Here is a 19,580-nt window from a genome sequence, read left to right on the forward strand (position 1 = left end):
TCGCCCAGTGCCAGGGTGGGGGTCGTTCAGTGCCCACCGCCGACGTCGGCGTAGCGGGTCCCGGTCTGGTAGAGCTGCGGCATCAGCCGGCGCAGCGCGGCGACCTTGGGCGCGTCGTTGTAGACGATGTACGGGTCGTCGGCATGCGTGCGGTAGTAGTCCTGGTGGTATCCCTCGGCCACGTAGAACGCCGGCAGCGACTCCACCCGGGTGACGATCGGCGCGTCGAACGCATGCGCCGCACCCAACTGGCGGATATAGGCCTGCGCCACTTCGCTCTGTTGCGGTGTGGTGGTGAAGATCTCCGAACGGTACTGGGTGCCGTGGTCCGGCCCCTGCCGGTTGAGTTCGGTCGGATCGTGCGCCACCGAGAAGAACACCTGCAGCAGGGTGCCGAAGCTCACCTGGGCCGGGTCGTAGACGATCTTCACCGATTCGGCGTGGCCGGTGTCGCCCTCGGCGACGCGGAAGTAGTGCGCGGTGTCCGCCGCGCCACCGGCGTAGCCGGCCCACACCTGGCGCACGCCCTTCACGTGCTCGAACACCGCCTGCAGACCCCAGAAGCAGCCGCCGGCCAGCACGGCCACCTGATCGCCGGCCGCGGCTGGCGCCGGGTCGAGTTTCGGTGGTGGCACCACGGCCTGGCTGGCGGGCGCGGCGCTGCAGGCGCCGACGGTCAGGGCCAGCAAGGCGGTGCCGACGCGGAAGAGCAGCACGAGACGGGATTTGCGGGGCATGGGGAGGCTTCCTGGAGTGGCAGGGGGGAAGGCCGCCGGTTCGCGACAGCATCCTCTACGCAGTGGTCGCGGGAAAGGATGCGTCGCCAGGCGTCCGCCCGTCGCTTCGCCGCCGGTCGCCCGGCGGTTACCCCGCGGCAATCGCCGGCAGGGGAAGGCTGAGGTCGTGGGCGCGTGCATGCATCCGGTCATCGACCTCGGTGCCTACGCGCGCCGCATCGGCTTTCTCGACCCGATGCGCGCGGACCTGGCGACCGTCCAGGGCATCGTGCGGGCACACGTGGCGGCGATCGCCTTCGAGAACCTCGATGCGCTGATGGGCAAGCCGATCGACCTCGATCCGCTGGGTATCGAGGACAAGCTGGTCCATCGCGGGCGCGGGGGCTACTGCTTCGAGCACAACCGGCTGCTGGCCGAGGTGCTGCGCTCGCTGGACCTGCGCGTGGATTGCCTGTTGGCCCGGGTGCTGTGGAACCGGCCGGACGGCGCCGCTGCGCCGCTGAGCCACATGGCGCTGCGCGTGGTCATCGACGAGGAGCCATGGCTGGTCGACGTCGGCTTCGGCGGCCTCAGCCTGTCCAGCGCGCTGCGGCTGTCCCGCGGCCTGGAGCAGCTCACCCCGCACGAGCCCTGCCGCCTGCTCGAGCGCGACGACGAATGGCTGCTGCAGGCGCAGGTGGCGGGTCAGTGGCGCAGCCTGTACCGGTTCCGCCAGCAGCCGTGCGAGGAAATCGACCTGGCCGTGGCCAACCACTACGTGTCGACCCATCCCGAGTCGCCGTTCACGCACCAGCTGATCGTGGCGCGCACCATCGCCGACCAGCGGCTGACGCTGCGCAACCACGAGTTCACCATCCACCATCGCGGCGGGCCGAGCGAGCACTACCCGCTGCCCACCACCACCGACATCCGCCGGGTGCTGGAGCGCCACTTCATGCTGGTGCTGCCGGCGCATGCCGGACTGGACCGCCGGCTGGCGATGCTGCCGCGCTGAGCGCGGCGGCTCAGTCCGCCGCGTGGACGAGGATCGCCACCTCGCCGTCCACCACCACGCGCTGTCCCGCGTGGATCTTGCAGGTCTTGCGCAGCTCCAGCGTGCCGTCCACGGTGACCACCCCGGCGGCGACGATGGCCTTGCCCGCGCCGCCGCTGTCGCATAGGCCAACCAGCTTGAGCAACTGGTTCAGCTCCACGTAGTCGTGCGGCGGCTCCAGGGCGAAGTCGATGTGTTCCATGGCGGGTCAGTCGTCGGTGGCGGGCAGGGGGAAGAAGGCAAAGAAGGGCCGGTCGTGTTCCAACGCAAACGTGGCCGCGTCGTCGAGCACGCCGCGCAGGATCGTGAGGTCGTGCGGTGCACCCCGGCGCAGCGGGTCGACGTGTTCGAACAGCAGCACGTGGCCCCAGGCCGGCTGCCAGCCCGGGTCGCGCAGGCAGTCGGCCAGCGCGTCCCAGTTGAAGCCGAAGTCCTCGGGCAACTGCAGCGTTTCGGCGATGCGCGCCAGCAGAGCGGCCTTGCCGGTGCAGCCAGCGAGATCGATCCGGCGCAGTGCCAGTTCGTGCCGGCGCGCCTGCGCGGCGAGCGCGGGGTAGTCACGCGCGTCCACGTCGTAGATGCCGGAAAGCAGCGGCCGGCTGAGATCGAGGTGGCCCTCCGCGTGGCTCATCGCGGTCCCTCGATGCGGCGGAAACTGCGGTAGTGGTCGTCGGTGTAGTAGTAAACCGCTGGCGGATTGCCGCCGGTGATGATGCGCCGCGCACCGCGGGTGCGCGCGCCCGGCGTCTCGACCGTGTACTCGTGGTAGTAGCCGCGTGGCTGTGCCGGCAGCAGACCTTCGTAGTTGCCGAACACGGTGCCGTCCTGCGCGTGGGGGAACGGGCCGCCTCGGGCGATCAGGGCCAGCGTCCGGCGCGCTTCCGGCGGCAGCTGGCCGGTCTCGCTGGTGTGTGGCCCGGCCATGGACGAACGATGCGCGGGCGGTGCCGGATCCGGCAGCGGGGCATGCGGCTGCTGTCGCCAGATCAGCAGGGCGACGACCAGCACGATCACGAGGCCGAGCAGTTTGCGCATGGCGGGCGGGGTCCGGGACGGGCGCGCAGTGTAGCGCCCGTGGCCGGATGGCGTTGACCGGCCGTTGAGCCACGCCGCGGGACGATGCATGGTCGGTGCCCCACTTCAGGAGTCTTCGCCATGCCGCCGCGTCCCCGCGCCGTACCCTCCTTCCTTCGTCCGGCGGCGGCTGACCCCGTACCGTTGCGCGGGCGCGTGGTGCTGGTGACCGGAGGCGCCCAGGGCATTGGCCGCGGCATCGCCCAGGCCGTCCTGGCGGCGGGCGGACGCGTGCTGGTCGGCGATCTCGACGGCGAGGCCGGCCGGGCCTGCCTGGAGGAGTGGCAGGCGGGCGATGCCGCGGCGTTCCAGCGCCTGGACGCAAGCCGCGAGGCCAGCGTGCAGCGCTTCGTTGCGGTGGCGCTGCGCCGCTTCGGGCGGATCGACGGTCTGGTCAACAACGCCGGCATCGCCGATCCGCACACCGGGCCGCTGGAACGGCTCGACCTGCGCGAGTGGCGTCGCCGCCTGGGGGTGAACCTGGACGGCGCCTTCCTGTGCGCCAAGCACGCGCTGCCAGTCCTGCGGCAGGCGCCGGGCGGCGGTGCGATCGTCAATGTCGCCTCCAGCCGCGCGCTGCAGTCCGAACCCGACACGGAGGCCTACGCGGCCAGCAAGGGTGGCCTGCTGGCCTTCACCCATGCGCTGGCGATCAGCGCCGGCCCGGCGGTACGGGTCAATGCGATCAGCCCGGGCTGGATCGCCACCGACGCCTGGCGCAAGCCGACCACACGCCGCACGCCGAAGCTGAGCCGTGCCGACCATGCCCAGCACCCCGCCGGCCGGGTCGGCACGCCGGAGGACGTCGGCGCGCTGGCGGCGTTCCTGCTCTCGCCACAGTCTGGTTTCATAACGGGCGAGAACTTCGTCGCCGATGGGGGTATGGTTCGCAAAATGCAGTACCAGTAGCCGACCGCAGCGGACGCGCGGCCCCACGTCACCGCCTCGCGTCACACCCCTCATGCAGAAGCCCGCACGTCCCGCCACCGAGGCGTCCCGCCTCGACGAACTGCACCGCTACCAAATCCTCGACACCTTGCCCGAGCAGGCCTATGACGACCTGCTGGCGGTGGCCGCGGGCATCTGCGGCACGCCGATGGGCTCGGTCAGCCTGGTCGATGCCGAGCGCGAGTGGTACAAGGCCGCGTTGGGCGTGGATACGCGCGAGGGCGCGCGCGACGTGTCGTTCTGCGGCCACGCGATCCTCGACCCGTCGCAGCTGATGGTGGTCGAGGACGCGCTGGATGATCCGCGCTTCCACGACAACCCCCGCGTGCTCGGCAGCCCGAACATACGCTTCTACGCCGGCGCACCGCTGGTCAGCCCCAGCGGCCATGTCGCCGGCACGCTGTGCGTGATGGATCGCGAGCCGCGCGAGCTGAGTCCGTTCCAGCGCGAGTCGCTGGTGCGGCTGTCGCGGCAGGTGGTGACCCTGATGGAACTGCGCCGGGTCAACCGCCAGCTGCGCCAGCACCTGGAGGAGCGCGAGTGGTACGAGCAGCAGATGCAGGATTACCAGCGTCTGCTTGAGCTGCATAACGAGGAGCTGTCGACCCAGCTCGGGGTGGATCCGCTCACCGGCCTGAGCAGCCGTCGCGCCTTCACCGTGGCGCTGGAAAAGGCGCTCAGCCGTGCCGCGATGGAGCAGCAACCGGTGTCGCTTGCGCTGATCGACATCGACCATTTCAAGGCGATCAACGACGTGCATGGTCATCCGGTCGGCGACCAGGTGCTGGCCGAATTCGGTCAGCTGCTGCGCCGGCTGGTGACGCCGGCCTCGATTCCCGCCCGGCACGGCGGCGAGGAATTCGTCGTGCTGCTGCCGGGCATGGATCGCGCCCGCGCGACGGGCGAGGCCGAGGCGCTATGCCGGGCGGTGCGCGAGGCTCGGCTGAGCCAGCCGTTGACGGTGAGCATCGGCGTGGCCGCCTGGCGCGTCGGCGAATCCACCGCCGAGCTGTATGCCCGCGCCGATGCGGCGCTGTATGCCGCCAAACGCGGTGGGCGCGACCGGGTGATGGTGGCCGACTAGCGGCTGTCCACCCGTCGCTGCAGGGCCATGGCGGCCGCCGGGTTGCGCGCCTTCTCGGCGCTGATGAAGTAGATGAATACGTCGCGCGGACGACCGGTGCCGGGGCCCGGACCGACGACATGCGGCAGCGGTGACGGGACTCCGCCATGGCGCCACTGCGCGGCGTGCCCCGCCCACGCATCGAGTTCGCCGGGTGGGTAGCCGTCCGCTTCGTCAGCGCGGCTGCGCATCAGCCGGGCATAGGCGAAATCGCCGGTGAGGTCGGCCAGTGAAGGATAGTCCGGCGAGTCGGTGAACACCGTCGCCACGCCGTGCGCGCGAGCCAGCTCGACATAGGCCGGGCTGAGGAAACTGACATGGCGCACTTCCAGCGCATGCCGCAGCGGTCGGCCGTTCAGCGTGCGCGGAAGGCGCTCCAGGAAGGCCGCCAGGTCGTCCGCATCGAAGGCACGGGCCGGGGTGAATTGCCACACGATCGGTCCCAGCCGATCACCCAGCGCGTCCAGGTCGTCGACGAAGGGCTTGATCATCCGTGCCGCACCGGCCAGCCGTCGCTGCAGCACGATCAGCTTGGGCGCCTTCAGTGAGAACACGAAGCCGTCCGGCACCTGTTTCGCCCAGTGGGCGTAGGTGGTCGGCTCGGGCGCCCGGTAGTAGGTGCTGTTGATCTCGATAGTGCGCAACTGGCGGCTGGCGTATTCCAGCTCGCGCCGCTGCACCAGGCCGGCCGGGTAGAAGTTGTTGCGCCAGGCAGGGAACACCCAGCCGCCGATGCCGCAGCGGATCGACGGATCGGCGGCAGCCGGGGGCGTGGGTGCGCCGAAGAGGTCGTCGGTGGTGGTCATGGCAGCGCGGCGTCGGGCGGGGCCGGCATCTTGGCACAGGCCCGCACCCATGACCTTCGGACTAGGCGGGGGGAGGCCTTTGCCGCGATAGTGGGGCGATACGCTTTGCACACGATGGGGAACCCGCATGTCCTTCCGACCCTCCCTGCGCGTGGCCATCGGCGCCGCGCTGCTCGTTGCCGCCTCGGGCGTCATGGCGGCCGACGCGCCGCAGGCCACCACGCCGCCACCGGCTCGCGTCGACGACACCGCCCGTCCGGCGCTGCCGCCGGACCTGGCCGACTTCGCCGCCTACGTCGACCGCGCGCGCAAGACCTTCGACGTGCCGGGCATCGCCGTGGCCATCGTCAAGGACGGCAAGGTGGTGATGGAGCAGGGCTTCGGCGACAAGTCGCTGGACCCGAAGCAGCCGGTGGACGCGCACACGCTGTTCGCGATCGCCTCCAACACCAAGGCGTTCACCGCCGCCGCGCTGCAGCAGCTGGACGAGGCCGGCAAACTGAAGATGGACGACCGGGTGATCGACCACCTGCCGTGGTTCCGCATGTCCGATCCGTACGTGACCCACGAGATGCGCATCCGCGACCTGCTGGCGCACCGCAGCGGCCTCTCGCTGGGCGCGGGTGATCTCCTCTACTGGCCGCCGACCTCGTACACCACGAAGGACGTGGTCGAGCGCCTGAAGAGCGTGCCGATCAAGAACGGTTTCCGCAGCGGCTACGCCTACGACAACATCCTGTTCGCGGTCGCCACGCTGGTGATCGAGCAGGCATCGGGCGAGAAGTACGCCGACTACATCCGCCAACATATCCTCCAGCCGGTCGGCATGGACGAGTCGGTCATCGACTGGACCCACCTCAAGCCCGGTGCGGACGTCGCCACCGGCTACGCGCCGGAGAACTTCAAGGACTTGAAGCCGGTGCCGCCGATGGCCTGGCTCAACGACCCGGGCGCCGGCGGCATCTATGCCAGCGTGCACGACCTGGCCAAGTGGATGAACGTGCAGCTGGCCGGCGGCGCACTGCCGCAGACCGGTGCCGACGGCAAGCCGCAGCGGATCTTCTCCGAGGACAGCCAGCGGCAGATGTGGACCATGCTTACCCCGATCGAGGTGGGCAAGCCGCCGCTGCCGGAGTTCAAGCCGGTGGTGCCGAACTTCTACGGCTACGGCGAGGGCTGGTTCCTGTCCGACTACCGCGGCCACCGGCTGGCCTGGCACACCGGCGGCTGGCCGGGCTTCGTCTCGCGCCTGACCCTGGTGCCGGACCAGCACCTGGGCGTGGTGGTGCTGACCAATGCGCAGTCCGGTGCGGCCTTCAACGCGGTCACCTACCGCGTACTCGACGCCTACCTGCACCCGGGTCGGAAGACCGACTGGGTTGCCGTCTACGACAAGCTGGTGAAGAAAGGCGAAGCGCACGCGGACGACAGCTGGGCCAAGCACTTGGCCGCGCGCGCGAAGCACCCGACGCTGGACCTGCCGCAGGCCAGGTACGCCGGCACCTTCCAGGATCCGTGGTACGGCGACGTCATCGTCAGCAACGAGGGCGGCAGGCTGCGCATGCGCTTCGCCCACACCAAGCAGCTGATCGGCACCATGACGCCGTGGCAGCACAGCACCTTCGTGGTGAAGTGGGACGACCGCACGCTCAACGCCGACGCCTTCGCCACCTACTCGCTCGATGCCGACGGCAGGATCACCGAACTGCGCATGCAGCCGATCTCGCCGCTGACCGACTTCAGCTTCGACTTCCAGGATCTGCGCCTGAAGCCGTTGAAGGCGGACAAGGCGGACAAGGCGTCCGAAGACTGACCGACCGGCGTCGTCGCCCGCGGCGACGCCGTCCACCGACAAGGGGAGATACCGCATGCGTCGCTATGCATCGTTCCTCGCCGCCGGCCTGTGCGCCCTGGCGGTCGCTGCCTCGGTCCCGGCGCGCGATAGCGCCCCGACGGCCCCGGCGCTTTTTCGCGTCGACCTGGGTGCGTCCGTGACCCAGCCGCAATCCGGCCGGCTGCTGCTGTTCGCGGTGGACGCCGCCGCCGCCCGTGCGCATGCCAAGGACGGCACGGTCGACGAAGTCGACACCAACCCGTTCCAGCCCACCCAGACCGCCATCGCCGCGCGCGAGGTGACCCGACTCGTGCCGGGCCAGGGGCTCACCCTGGACGCCGACGCGGTGGCCTTCCCCAAGGCCTTCTCGCAGCTGCCGCCGGGCGACTACCTGCTGCAGGCGGTGCTGGACACGCACCACGACTACAACTATTCCGGTCGCGATGCCGGCGACGTGGTGAGTGGCGTGGTCGAGGCGCACCTGCCCGGCGGCACGCCGCGGCTGGTGCTGGACAAGGTGCTGCCGGCGCGCGATCCGTGGGATTTTCCCAGGGGCGCGTTGAGCCCGGTCACCGAGAAGCATCTGGCCGAGGCGAAGGCGCACCTGAAGCCGATCGACTTCGTCAGCCCGGTACTGAGCGCGTTCTGGGGCCGGCCGATCCACATGAAGGGCTGGGTGCTGCTGCCGCCCGGCTACGACGCCTCGGGCAAGATCACCTACCCGGTGCTGTATCACACGCACGGCTTCGGCGGCGGCTATCGCAGCGAAGCGGCGACTGGCGCGATGGCCTACGGCCAGATGGCCGAGAAGACCATGCCGCCGATGATCTGGGTGCTGCTGGACGAGTCCTCGCCCACCGGCACGCACGAGTTCGCCGACTCGGTGAACAACGGCCCGTGGGGGCGGGCGCTCACCACCGAGCTGATCCCGTCGCTGGAAAAGCAGTACCGCATGGACGGCAAGGCCAGCGGTCGCTTCCTCAACGGGCACTCCTCCGGCGGCTGGGCCACGCTGTGGCTGCAGACGCGCTACCCGAAGGTGTTCGGCGGCACCTGGTCGACCTCGCCCGATCCGAGCGACTTCCACGACTTCACCGGCCCGGACCTCTACGCGCCGCATGCCAACGTCTACCATCGACCGGACGGCACGCCGTATCCGCTGGTACGTGACCACGGCAAGGTGATTGCGACCTTCCAGCAGTTCGCCCAGATGGAACGCGTGCTCGGTCCCTACGGCGGGCAGATGGCCTCGTTCGACTGGGTGTTCTCGCCGCGCGGCAAGGACGGCCGGCCGATGCCGATGTTCGACCGCGACACCGGTGACGTCGATCCGGCGGTGGTCGCGTACTGGCACGACCACTACGACATCGCCTACCGCCTGAAGACGCACTGGCCGCAGTTGAGGAAGGACCTCGACGGCAAGATCCATCTCTACGTGGGCACTGCCGACACGTTCTACCTCGACGGCGCCGCGCACAAGCTCAAGGCGGTGCTCGACGGGCTGGGGGCGAAGTCCTCGTTCCACTTCATCCCGGACCGTACCCACTTCGACCTCTATCGCATCGGCGACGATCGCCAGGGCCTGATGAAGGAGATCACCTGGCAGATGTACGCCATCGCGCGCCCGCATTCGACGCTGAAGCCGCCGGCGCAATGATCGGCACACTGGCCGCCGCCTCGTCATGATGCGGCGGTTCGCGGCGATGCGCGGATCGGTTCCGATGTGCGCATCGCTGCAGCCTGCGTGAGTCGCCGGTGTTTCCTCCGCGGCCCGGTTGACCGATATCAAACCCTCCGCGCCATCGCGAGGCAATGATGCATGGGTTTTCGCGCACCTATCCTGCAGGTGGAGGGCGACCCCATGCGCAACCTGACACCGTTCGCCAAGGCATTCGCTGTTGCCTTGGGCGTATCCGCGCTGTTGCCGGGAACACGGGGCGAGGCGACTCCTGCCGCGGTGGCCGGCGACCCGGAGCACGGGGGAGCGCTGGTCGAGGCGCGTTGCGCTGCCTGTCACGGACCGGACGGCAACGGTGGGCAGGCCACGGTCCCGCGACTGGCAGGCCAGGACTTCGTCTATCTGTACCGGCAACTGCTGGCCTTCAAGCATGGTGTGCGCGCCTCCCCCGTGATGGAGGCCATTGCCTCGGCGATGTCGGAGCGTGACATGCGCGATGCATCGGCCTTTCTTGCGGGGCAGGCGCGACGTGGCGGGCAGGCGGGCGATGCCGGGCTGGAGGCCGAGGGCCGCACGTTGTTTCTGCAGGGATCGACGGACGGGCGCGTGCCAGCCTGCGCGGGGTGCCACGATGCGAGCCAGGGCTGGTTTGCCGGAGGCATGCGGGGAATGCCCGGCATGCGAGGCGCAGGTGGCATGCCGATGATGCGCATGTCCGGCCGCAACGGTCCGCGGCTGCTCGGCCAACGGGCCGCCTATGTGCAGCAGCGCCTGCGGAGTTTCGCCCACGGAACGCCCGCGGCCGGGCCGATGAGTGCCGTCGCGGCATCGATGTCGGCGCGGCAGATGCGCGCGGTTACCGCCTACATCGCGGCGCATCCGTAGCGGAGCTGGCCCCGTGGCCGATTCTGCCCAGCGCTTCCGGCGGAGACTGGCCGACCGAGTCGGCCCGCCCCCCGCGCCGCATGGGGGAGCCCGCCGGAGCGCTCCATCGGAAATTCGCGGCCGGCATCCGCGGGCTTGATGTATCCTTGTCGGATGTCTTTGCCCGTTCTTCCTCCGCCCGCCGTTGTTGGCGGGTGCGCGCCTACGCCACCGTAGCGCAGCAACCCCCAACCCCAGCAAACGATCGGTCGCCCAGCGGCGGCCGGAAATTCCTGTGCGCCCTTCCCCGCGAATGCATGCAGTGGGCAGGGCGCTTCTGACCCCGGATGCCTTTTCCCCATGACTCTCCGGACATTCCGCCAGGACTGGCTCTCCAACGTGCGCAACGACGTGCTGGCCGGCACCGTCGTCGCGCTGGCCCTGATTCCTGAGGCGATCGCTTTTTCCATCATCGCTGGCGTCGATCCGAAGGTCGGCCTCTATGCCGCTTCCTGCATCGCCATGACGGTGGCGATCACCGGTGGCCGGCCGGCGATGATTTCCGCGGCGACCGGCGCGATGGCACTGCTGATGGTCACCCTGGTCAAGGACCATGGGCTGCAGTACCTGTTCCTCACCACCATCGTCACCGGCGTGCTGCAGGTGGTGGTGGGCCTGTTCAAGCTCGGCACGCTGATGCGCTTCGTCTCGCGCTCGGTGGTGACCGGCTTCGTCAACGCGCTGGCGATCCTGATCTTCATGGCCCAGTTGCCGCAGCTGATCGGCGCGCCGTGGATGGTCTACGCGCTGGTCGCGGTGGGGCTGGCGATCATCTACGGTTTCCCGCGCATCACCAAGGCCGTGCCGTCGCCGCTGGTGGCGATCGTACTGATCACCGCGTTCACCCTGCTGACCGGCACCCACGTGCGCACGGTCGGCGACATGGGCGCGCTGCCGGCGAGCCTGCCGCAGTTCCTGTGGCCGGACGTGCCGCTGAACCTGCACACGCTGGCGATCGTGCTGCCGTATGCGATTCCGATGACGGTGGTCGGCCTGCTCGAGTCGCTGATGACGGCGGCGATCGTGGACGAGTTCACCGACACCAGTGGCGACCGCAACCGCGAGTGCGTGGGACAGGGCCTGGGCAACATCGTGGCCGGCCTGTTCGGCGGCATGGCCGGCTGCGGCATGATCGGCCAGACCGTGATCAACGTGAAATCCGGCGGCCGCGGGCGGCTGTCCACCTTCAGTGCCGGCGTGCTGCTGCTGGCGATGGTGGTGTTCGGGCGCGACTGGGTCAGCCGCATCCCGATGGCCGCGCTGGTCGCGGTGATGATCATGGTCTCCATCGGCACCTTCAAATGGAGTTCGTTCCGCCACCTGCGCGAGCACCCGAAATCGTCCAGCGTGGTGATGATCGCCACCGTGATCGTGGTGGTGGCGACGCACAACCTGGCCATCGGCGTACTGGTCGGCGTGCTGCTCAGCGCGCTCTTCTTCGCGCGCAAGGTGGGCCAGGTGATGCATGTCGGCTCGGCGCTGAACGCCGACGGCCGCATGCGCGAGTACCGCGTCACCGGACAGGTGTTCTTCGCCTCGGCCGAGGCGTTCGTCGACTCATTCGATTTCCGCGAGGCGCTGGACGTGGTGCGCATCGACGTCAGTCGCGCGCATTTCTGGGATCTCACCGCCGTGGGGGCGCTGGACAAGGTGGTGCTGAAGTTCCGCCGCGAGGGCACCACGGTCGACGTCCATGGCATGAACGAAGCCAGCGCCACGCTGGTCGACCGCCTCGCCGTCCACGACAAGCCGGAAGCCGTCGACGCGTTGACGGGACATTAGGAGCTGCACATGAACCATCTGCTGGTCTGTATCGACGACTCGACCTATACCCGCAGCGTGGCGGACCACGCGGCCTGGGCTGCCCAGCGGCTGCGCGCGGATGTTGAGCTGCTGCACGCCATCGACCGCCACCCGGAGCGCCCGGCGACGGCGGATCTCAGCGGCAGCATCGGCATGGACACCGACCAGACGCTGCTGAACGAACTGGCCGGCCTGGACGAACAGCGCGGCCGACTCGCCATGGCGCGCGGCCACCAGCTGCTGGACGCGGCCAAGGCGGAGCTGCAACGGCACGGCGTCGCCGAGGTGCGCGACAGCCTTCGCCACGGCAACCTGGTCGACCTGCTCGAGGACGAACAGACCGCCCACGACCTGCTGGTGCTGGGCAAGCGTGGCGAAGCAGCCGATTTCGCCCGGCTGCACCTGGGCGGCACGCTGGAGCGCGTGCTGCGCGCCGCGTCGCGGCCGGTGCTGGTAGCCTCGCGCGCGTTCCGGCCGGTCGGCAAAGTGTTGCTCGCCTTCGACGGTAGCCCGAGCTCGCGCAAGGCGGTGGACCTGGTCGCCCGCAGCCCGCTGTTCGAAGACCTGGAGTGCCACGTGGTGATGGCGGCCAGCGAGGACCGTGCCGCCATGGTGCACATGGACTGGGCGCATACGCTGCTGGATGCACTCGAGATCACCCACCGCACCGAGATCATTCCCGGCAACGCCGAGGAGGTGATCGGCGGCTACGTCGAGCGCCACGGCATCGACCTGCTGGTGCTCGGCGCCTACGGCCACTCGCGCATCCGCGAGCTGCTGCTGGGCAGCACCACCACCGCGCTGATCCGCCGCTGCCTGGTGCCGGCGCTGGTAGTGCGCTGAGGCCGCTGCCTAGGGGGCGCCGAGCGGGCCGGGTGGCTCGGCTGGCCCGTCGCCCGGATCGGGACGAGGCGCGTGCGCGGTGTGCACCACCATGTCCTGCGGGCGGATCAGGCGGAGGTTTTCTTCGCGCAGCCGGGCCAGCACGGCGAACAGCAGGTCGCTCTTCACGCCGGAGGATTCGCGCGGGCTGCGGGTGTACGCGTACGCGCTGAGGTTGATGTGGGTGGCGTCCACGTTGTCCAGCTGCACGAAGGGGGCGGGATCCTCCAACGTGGCCGGATGCGCGCGCAGCACCGCCAGGATCAGCTCGCGCGCCCGCGCCGCGTCGGTATCCAGCGGCATCGGCAGCTGGAACTTCACCCGTCCGATCGCATCGGCCAGGGTCACGTTGCGCACGTTCTGGGTGATCAGCTGCGAGTTCGGCACGATCACGGTGGAGCGGTCCCACAGCTGGATCTCGGTGGCGCGCACGTTGATGCGGCGGATGTCGCCTTCCACCCCGTTCAGGCTGATCCAGTCGCCCACCTTCACCGGCCGCTCGGCGAGCAGGATCAGTCCGGAGATGAAGTTGGAGACGATCGCCTGTAGACCGAAGCCGATGCCTACCGACAGCGCGCTGGCGATCCAGGCGATGTTCTGCAGGCTGACCTTCAGCGTGGCCAGCGCCATCACCACCACCAGCACGCCGCCGACGTAGCCGAGCAGGGTGACCATCGAGCTGCGCATGCCCGGATCCAGCCGGGTATTCGGCAGCAGCTCGCGGTCCAGCCAGCGCTTGATCACCCGCACCACGAACAGGCCAGTCACCAGCACCAGCAGTGCCTTCAGCACGTCGACCGGGGTGAGCTTCAGCACACCGAAGTCCAGTCCGACGAGCAGGGTCCCGACGCTGGCGGAGAGATCCTCGGGGCTGGCACCCAGCCGCGACACCACCGCGCCGATCGCCAGCAGCACCGCCAGCGCGCGGGTCAGGCCGGCGAGCACCGCGCGCGCCTGCTCGAGCCGCTCCGGGGTCACCTCGAACGCCCGCTGCAGGCGCTGACCGTAGGCGCCGCGCGGCGACAGCAGCACTTCCCACAGGTCGTTGAGCACGTGCGTGAACAGGTACAGCGAGGTCACCACCACGCCGATCCAGATCGTGTTGACCGCGATGAAAAACGCCAGCGCGATATAACCGGTGGCCACGCCCAGCACGCCCAGCATCGCCGCCAGCAGCAGCACGCCCAGGCCGATGCCGACCCAGAGCGGCCGGCCCGGCGGCGTGTCGCCCTGGGCCTGCTCGGCGCGGCGTGCGCGCGATTGCCGCACGAGCAGCGAAAAGAGCAAGCCGGCGACCACCAGGGTGATCAGTCCGCGCGTCGCCACCGTCGCCGGCAGGCTGGCGCTGATCGCATGGTTGACCAGCTCCATCGTGCCGAGCACCGCGATCGCCGCGGCCAGCCGCCACGGCAGCGGCCGCAGCGCATCGGCCTCGGCGTCGGACAGCGCCGGCATCCGCCAGCTCGGCCGGGTCGCCGAGAGCAGCGCGCGGCCGAGCCCGGCGATGTACGCGCTCAGCAGCACCAGCCGCACCATCTGCAGGCCGAGAGCGCGCAGGTCGTCGTCGAGCAGCCCGTTCCAGTCCAGCGACTGGAACACCAGTTCGGCGGCGAGACCGGTATTGAGCGAGGTCAGCGTGGCGATGGCCAGCGCCAGCGCGCTGCGGCGCAGGTGGCCGGCGGGCATCCGGTTCTGGGTAAAGCGCAGCAGCCCCCGTTCGAGCAGCCAGCGGCCCACGCCCAGCAGCAGCGCCGCGGCGACCAGGCAGGCCAGGAACGGGCTGCGGTTGGGCGGCTGCCAGGCCGCGGCGACCGCCGCGCGCAGATCGTGGCCCAGGCTGCGCAGCCGGCGCAGGTCGGCCGGAAGGCTGCGCAGCGGATCGGACCAGAACGCGCGACTGAAAGGCGTCGCGGTGCGCTCGGCCAGTCGCGCCTGGAACTCGTTGCGGCGCAGGTCGGACAGCTGCGTGGCGAGCTGGTCGGCCTCCTGGCCCATCAGCTGCGCCTGTTTCATCTGCGCATCGACGTCGGCCTGGGCCTTTTCCAGCTTGCGCCGCTGCTCGCGGACTTCCGGCGCTTCGCTGCTGCTCTTGTCCGGCGCCGGGCCGAGCACCGCCAGCTGTGCCTGGGCCGCCTGCACCTGGGGTGCGAGGTTGCCAGCCAGTTGGCTGGCCTGGTCCTCCACCGCCAGCGCCTGGCTGCGCAGGTCGGCGAGGGCGGCGGCGTCCGGCTTGTCGTCCAGCGCTTTCTTGACGCCGTCGAGCTGGTCGCGTATCTGCGCCAGCACCTGGTCGGGCGAGGGCGGCGCGGCCGGGGGCGCCGCCTGGCGGGCGAGGGCCGTCGTGCTCGCGCACAGCAGCAGGAGGGTAAGCAGCAGGCGCAGGCGTCGGGACATCCGGAAATGATCGGAGCCGCCCTCCGGGCGGTCAATGGACGGGCGCGCCGGGCTGGCATCTTCGGCGGCGGGCGTTCAGGCTGGGCGTATGCGCTCACCGTTCGACATCGCCCCGGACCTGCTTGCCTGGGACGGCGACGTGCCCCGCGCACGCCGGCTGCAGCAGGAGCTGGCCGCGCGTGTCTGCCTGCAGGACGCGTTTGCGCCCCTGCGACGCGTGGCCGGCGTCGACGTTGGCTTCGAGGAGGACGGCGCCGTCACCCGCGCCGCTGCCGTGCTGCTCGATGCCGCCACCATGCAGCCGCTGGCCGAGGTGGTGGCGCGCCTGCCCACGCGTATGCCGTACATCCCCGGGCTGCTCTCGTTCCGCGAGCTGCCGGCCGTGCTGCAGGCGCTGGCGCAGTTGCCCGAAGTGCCGGAGCTGATCCTCGTTGACGGCCACGGCGTGGCGCATCCGCGGGGGCTGGGCATTGCCGCGCACCTGGGTGTGGTCACCGACCTGCCCACCATCGGCGTGGCGAAGAAGATCCTGGTCGGCAACCATGACGCCGTGGGTTTGAAGCGCGGCGATCGCACGCCGCTGATGCACCGCGGTCGCATGATCGGCACCGTGCTGCGCAGCAAGGACGGCATCCAGCCACTGATCGTCTCCCCCGGCCACCGCTTGAGCCACGCCACCGCGGTGGAGCGCGTGCTCGCCTACGGCCGCGGCTACAAGCTGCCCGAGCCCACGCGGCTGGCCGACCGGCTGGCGTCGCGGCGGGATCGGCGGACCTGACCGGAACGGCCAGGAACAGGCGAGTCCTCCGGCGATGACATCGACGCGCGCGTAGGCTGCCTTGCGACGTGGCGCGAGCGGATGGCACTTCACGCCCTTGGCGCCGTCACTCCCGCGGAAGCGGGGATCCATCCCGGTGTGATGCATGAAGCAACGTGGATGCCCGCTTTCGCGGGCATGACGGCACTGTCGGGGCATGATGGCACTGTGGCACCAGGGCTTGGCGGCGCGGCCAAGCTCTTCGCCGCCGTGCAGCCCTCAATCGCGCACGACCACGCTCTGCCTCATTCCCTCAACCGCCGTCATTCCCGCGAACGCGGGAATCCATCCCGGCTTGCTGCATGAAGCAACGTGGATGCCCGCTTCCGCTGGCATGACGGCAGGGCGCTGGGGCCGGGGTCCTGGTTGTCGTGCGTTCGTCAGCCACGTAGGACAACGGACTGCCTCTTCCCCTCAACCGCCGTCATTCCCGCGAATGCGGGAATCCATTTTGACCTTCTCCAGCAGTCCCATGGCGGCCACGCGCTCGCGGACACGACGCCGCGATTTTTCCACGCCGCGAATCACGCCGGCAGCACGCAAGCGTCGCGAGCGCATTCGTATACGGTGAGCGCCCCACCCACGTCACGACGACGCGTGCGGGCGCCTGGCCCACCCCGCGCCGCTTGTCCTCCTGCTCTCGCGCCCACATGCTCACGCCTCTGGCGCCGCGCTCCCCGGACACCCCCATGCTCTTCCGCTGGTTCGAAAACCTCATCGACCCGTTCAAGGAACCGGTCGACGCCATGCCGCCGGCCACGGTGGGGCGCTTCTACGCGTTCTACCTGCGCCAGGTCTGGCCGATCTTCGTCATCACCCTGCTGGTGGGCCTGGGCTTTGCGCTGGTGGAAGTGGCGCTGTTCGGCTACATCGGGCGCATCGTGGACATGGCCAACGCCACGCCCGCGGCCCAGTTCTTCCACGTGCACGGCCACACGCTGCTGTGGATGGGGTTCGTGGCGCTGGTGCTGCGGCCGGTGCTGTCGGCGCTGCACGACCTGCTGGTGAACCAGGCGATCGTGCCGGGGCTGACCGGGCGCATCCGCTGGCAAAACCATCGCTACGTGATCCGCCAGAGCCTGGGCTTCTTCCAGAACGACTTCGCCGGGCGCATCGCCAACCGCATCATGCAGACCGGCGCCAGCCTGCGTGAGTCGGCGGTGCAGATCGTCGATGCGATCTGGTACGTGGTGGTCTACACCGGCAGCGCGATCTTCCTGTTCGCGGAGGCCGACGCCTGGCTGGCCGCGCCGCTGGTGGTGTGGATCGCTGCCTACGTGGCGACGCTGGCGTATTTCATCCCGCGTACCAAGCAGCGCTCGTGGGAATCGTCCGAGGCACGCTCCAAGTTGATGGGGCGCATTGTCGACGGCTACAGCAACGTGCTCACGCTCAAGCTGTTCTCGCACACCCGCCGCGAAGAGGACTACGTGGCCGATGCGCTGGGCGAGCAGATCGGCAAGACCCGCCGCATGACGCGCATGACCACGGCGATGGACATCACGATCACCTCGCTCAACGGCCTGCTGATCGTCGGCACCTCCGGCCTGGCGGTGTGGTTGTGGAGCCAGGGCCGGGTGACCGTGGGCGCCATCGCGCTGGCCACCGGCCTGGTGATACGCATCAACAACATGTCCGGCTGGATCATGTGGGTGGTCAACGGCATCTTCGAGAACATCGGCACGGTGCAGGACGGCCTCACCACCATCGCCCAGCCACGCGCCGTGCAGGATGCGCCGGACGCGGTGCCGCTGGTGGTGCGCGAGGGCGGCGTGCGTTTCGAGCGCATCCACTTCCACTACGGCAAGCAGGGCGGGGTGATTGCGGGGCTGGATCTCACCGTGCGACCGGGCGAGAAGATCGGCCTGGTCGGCCCGTCTGGCGCGGGCAAGTCCACGCTGGTCAACGTGCTGCTGCGCCTGTACGACCTGGAGCAGGGCCGCATTCTTATCGACGGGCAGGACATCGCGCAGGTCACGCAGGAAAGCCTGCGCTCGCAGATCGGCGTGGTCACCCAGGACACCTCGCTGCTGCACCGCTCGATCCGCGACAACCTGCTCTACGGCCGCCCGGACGCCAGCGAGGCGCAGATCGCCGAGGCCGTGCGCAAGGCGCGCGCCGACGAGTTCATCCCGACCCTGCTCGACGGCCAGGGTCGCACCGGCTACGACGCCCACGTCGGCGAGCGCGGCGTGAAGCTCTCCGGCGGCCAGCGCCAGCGCATCGCCATCGCCCGCGTGCTGCTCAAGGACGCGCCGATCCTGGTGCTGGACGAAGCCACCAGCGCGCTGGATTCGGAAGCCGAAGCCGCCATCCAGGACAGCCTCGACCTGCTCATGCAGGACAAGACGGTGATCGCCATCGCGCATCGCCTGTCCACCATCGCCCGTATGGACCGGCTGGTGGTGATGGACAAGGGCCGCATCGTCGAGACCGGCACGCATGCCGAGCTGCTCGCGCACGAGGGTTTGTACGCGCGGCTTTGGGCGCGACAGACCGGGGGCTTCGTGGCGGTAGAGGATGCGGTGGGGTGAGGCTCTCGCCGGGGGCGCTCTGAGAGACCATACGGTTTATTTCGCCGGATTCGGAGGCATAACGGATATCGCGGTGAAAAGTGCGATATGCACTTCCCGCGAACCACCGGATTTCGCTTTGCGCCATGCCGCAGGTGTTTGATGCGCAAAGGGGAAGTCAGCGCTTGACGATGCAGTCGCCGCGGCAGACTATCCGTGCATATGCCCCGATGTGGGGTCTACTAAGCGTTAGGCCTAGGAATGACTTCCGACGATCTTGTTCCGCTCTTAGAGGTAGAGGACCGCTTTGCCGTCAACGACACGAGTCTCGTGTTAGTCCCCGATTTTCCGTTGCCGCTAGGTCAAGGATGGAAGGAATTCACGTTCTTCGCAGTGGTGAGAGCCCCCGGGAGGGCAGATGCAAGGTTCCGAGCTGTCGCAAGCCCCATTCATTTGAATGTTCGGAATCCAGAGGTGAAACGGAAAGGTTGGCGTCTTACCATCGTTCTGCATAGGGCAACACAAGATGACGTGCCGATCGGCAGCAACATCTTTTGTTCACAGCAAGCCAAGGAGCGCCTCTTTGAGCGAGCCTAGGTTAGGTAGCACCATCAACTCGGTCGTTAGCAATCATGCCTAACAGTTCGTTCAAGGCGGACGCGCTGACGCGCGCCGCTTAACTCCAGCGTTAGGCCGCAAGAATGTCTCAGTTCTTCGTACACAACGGTTACGCGGCCTGGTCGTACGGGACGCCATCGGACCCGCAGCTCATTTCTGCCAACGATGCGGCCAAGCTCATGAAAGTTGCAGGTCTTTCAGTCGCGCAGGTGGAACGCGTCATACCGCCGGCACAATATGCCGCAGAGGGTGAGCGGCTTTTTCATCTCACGGGTGGCAACCGCTTCCTCTGCTACAGCGACCTAAACGGATGCTTCGACATTAACCAAGCCAAGGCCAGTGAGCCACTGGCCATCGACTGGCAAGTGGCCTAACAACTCGTTCAAGTCGGACGGC

17 protein-coding genes are annotated in these 19,580 nt (G+C 69.1%); 11 read left to right on the top strand and 6 right to left on the bottom strand.

Going from position 1 to position 19,580, the window contains the following annotated elements:
* Positions 1-26: 26 nt before the first annotated feature.
* Entirely contained in the window at positions 27-737 is a 711-nt protein-coding gene (gene msrA / locus NC595_RS17675) for a peptide-methionine (S)-S-oxide reductase MsrA (protein WP_253568650.1), read from the bottom strand.
* 178 nt (positions 738-915) lie between these two features.
* Between msrA and NC595_RS17680 the strand changes: the two genes are divergently transcribed.
* Positions 916-1,731 (top strand): arylamine N-acetyltransferase family protein, encoded by an 816-nt coding sequence (locus NC595_RS17680; RefSeq protein ID WP_253568651.1) that lies wholly within the window; start codon positions 916-918, stop codon positions 1,729-1,731.
* Positions 1,732-1,741: 10 nt separating this feature from the next.
* On the opposite strand, the gene NC595_RS17685 is transcribed toward NC595_RS17680, so the two are convergent.
* The 3 genes from NC595_RS17685 to NC595_RS17695 are packed head-to-tail and all read right to left on the bottom strand — an operon-like array spanning position 1,742 to position 2,805.
* Positions 1,742-1,972, bottom strand: a complete 231-nt coding sequence (locus NC595_RS17685; protein WP_253568652.1) for an RNA-binding S4 domain-containing protein — start codon at positions 1,970-1,972, stop codon at positions 1,742-1,744.
* Between the two features lie 6 nt (positions 1,973-1,978).
* Positions 1,979-2,401, bottom strand: coding sequence for a barstar family protein (locus tag NC595_RS17690; protein WP_253568653.1), 423 nt, complete (start codon positions 2,399-2,401; stop codon positions 1,979-1,981).
* Positions 2,398-2,805 carry a guanyl-specific ribonuclease gene (locus tag NC595_RS17695; protein WP_253568654.1) on the bottom strand — a complete coding sequence of 136 codons (408 nt, stop codon included), beginning with the start codon at positions 2,803-2,805 and terminating at the stop codon, positions 2,398-2,400. The genes NC595_RS17690 and NC595_RS17695 overlap by 4 nt, the downstream gene beginning before the upstream one ends.
* A 120-nt stretch (positions 2,806-2,925) precedes the next feature.
* Here NC595_RS17695 and NC595_RS17700 point away from each other — a divergent pair, with 120 nt between their 5' ends.
* Positions 2,926-3,753, top strand: coding sequence for a glucose 1-dehydrogenase (locus tag NC595_RS17700; protein ID WP_253568656.1), 828 nt, complete (start codon positions 2,926-2,928; stop codon positions 3,751-3,753).
* A gap of 52 nt (positions 3,754-3,805) precedes the next feature.
* Positions 3,806-4,876, top strand: a complete 1,071-nt coding sequence (locus tag NC595_RS17705; RefSeq protein ID WP_253568658.1) for a sensor domain-containing diguanylate cyclase — start codon at positions 3,806-3,808, stop codon at positions 4,874-4,876.
* On the opposite strand, the gene NC595_RS17710 is transcribed toward NC595_RS17705, so the two are convergent.
* Entirely contained in the window at positions 4,873-5,721 is an 849-nt protein-coding gene (locus tag NC595_RS17710; RefSeq protein ID WP_253568660.1) for a DUF72 domain-containing protein, read from the bottom strand. The two genes, NC595_RS17705 and NC595_RS17710, sit on opposite strands and share 4 nt — an antisense overlap.
* Before the next feature lie 127 nt (positions 5,722-5,848).
* Here NC595_RS17710 and NC595_RS17715 point away from each other — a divergent pair, with 127 nt between their 5' ends.
* From NC595_RS17715 to NC595_RS17735, 5 genes are all read left to right on the top strand, one after another.
* Positions 5,849-7,534: a serine hydrolase gene (locus NC595_RS17715; protein ID WP_253568662.1), complete on the top strand. Its 1,686-nt coding sequence runs from the start codon at positions 5,849-5,851 to the stop codon at positions 7,532-7,534.
* Between the two features lie 55 nt (positions 7,535-7,589).
* Complete coding sequence (locus NC595_RS17720) at positions 7,590-9,212, top strand: alpha/beta hydrolase (protein WP_253568664.1); 1,623 nt, start codon at positions 7,590-7,592, stop codon at positions 9,210-9,212.
* 204 nt (positions 9,213-9,416) lie between these two features.
* Complete coding sequence (locus tag NC595_RS17725) at positions 9,417-10,118, top strand: c-type cytochrome (RefSeq protein WP_253568666.1); 702 nt, start codon at positions 9,417-9,419, stop codon at positions 10,116-10,118.
* A 339-nt stretch (positions 10,119-10,457) separates the two neighbouring features.
* Entirely contained in the window at positions 10,458-11,939 is a 1,482-nt protein-coding gene (locus NC595_RS17730) for a SulP family inorganic anion transporter (RefSeq protein WP_253568667.1), read from the top strand.
* Positions 11,940-11,948: 9 nt separating this feature from the next.
* A complete protein-coding gene (locus NC595_RS17735) occupies positions 11,949-12,803 on the top strand; it encodes a universal stress protein (RefSeq protein ID WP_253568669.1) in 855 nt (284 codons plus the stop codon).
* 9 nt (positions 12,804-12,812) lie between these two features.
* Here NC595_RS17735 and NC595_RS17740 read toward each other — a convergent pair whose 3' ends face one another.
* Positions 12,813-15,236 carry a DUF3772 domain-containing protein gene (locus tag NC595_RS17740; protein WP_253568671.1) on the bottom strand — a complete coding sequence of 808 codons (2,424 nt, stop codon included), beginning with the start codon at positions 15,234-15,236 and terminating at the stop codon, positions 12,813-12,815.
* 88 nt (positions 15,237-15,324) lie between these two features.
* On the opposite strand from NC595_RS17740, the gene nfi reads away from it, so the two are divergent.
* From nfi to NC595_RS17755, 3 genes are all read left to right on the top strand, one after another.
* Positions 15,325-16,014 (top strand): deoxyribonuclease V, encoded by a 690-nt coding sequence (gene nfi / locus NC595_RS17745; protein WP_253568672.1) that lies wholly within the window; start codon positions 15,325-15,327, stop codon positions 16,012-16,014.
* Positions 16,015-16,742: 728 nt separating this feature from the next.
* Positions 16,743-18,587: an ABC transporter ATP-binding protein gene (locus NC595_RS17750; protein WP_253568673.1), complete on the top strand. Its 1,845-nt coding sequence runs from the start codon at positions 16,743-16,745 to the stop codon at positions 18,585-18,587.
* 680 nt (positions 18,588-19,267) lie between these two features.
* Complete coding sequence (locus NC595_RS17755) at positions 19,268-19,558, top strand: hypothetical protein (protein WP_253568674.1); 291 nt, start codon at positions 19,268-19,270, stop codon at positions 19,556-19,558.
* Positions 19,559-19,580: the final 22 nt, after the last annotated feature.

The sequence above is a fragment of the Dyella lutea genome, assembly GCF_024158035.1.
Taxonomy (GTDB): domain Bacteria; phylum Pseudomonadota; class Gammaproteobacteria; order Xanthomonadales; family Rhodanobacteraceae; genus Dyella_A; species Dyella_A lutea.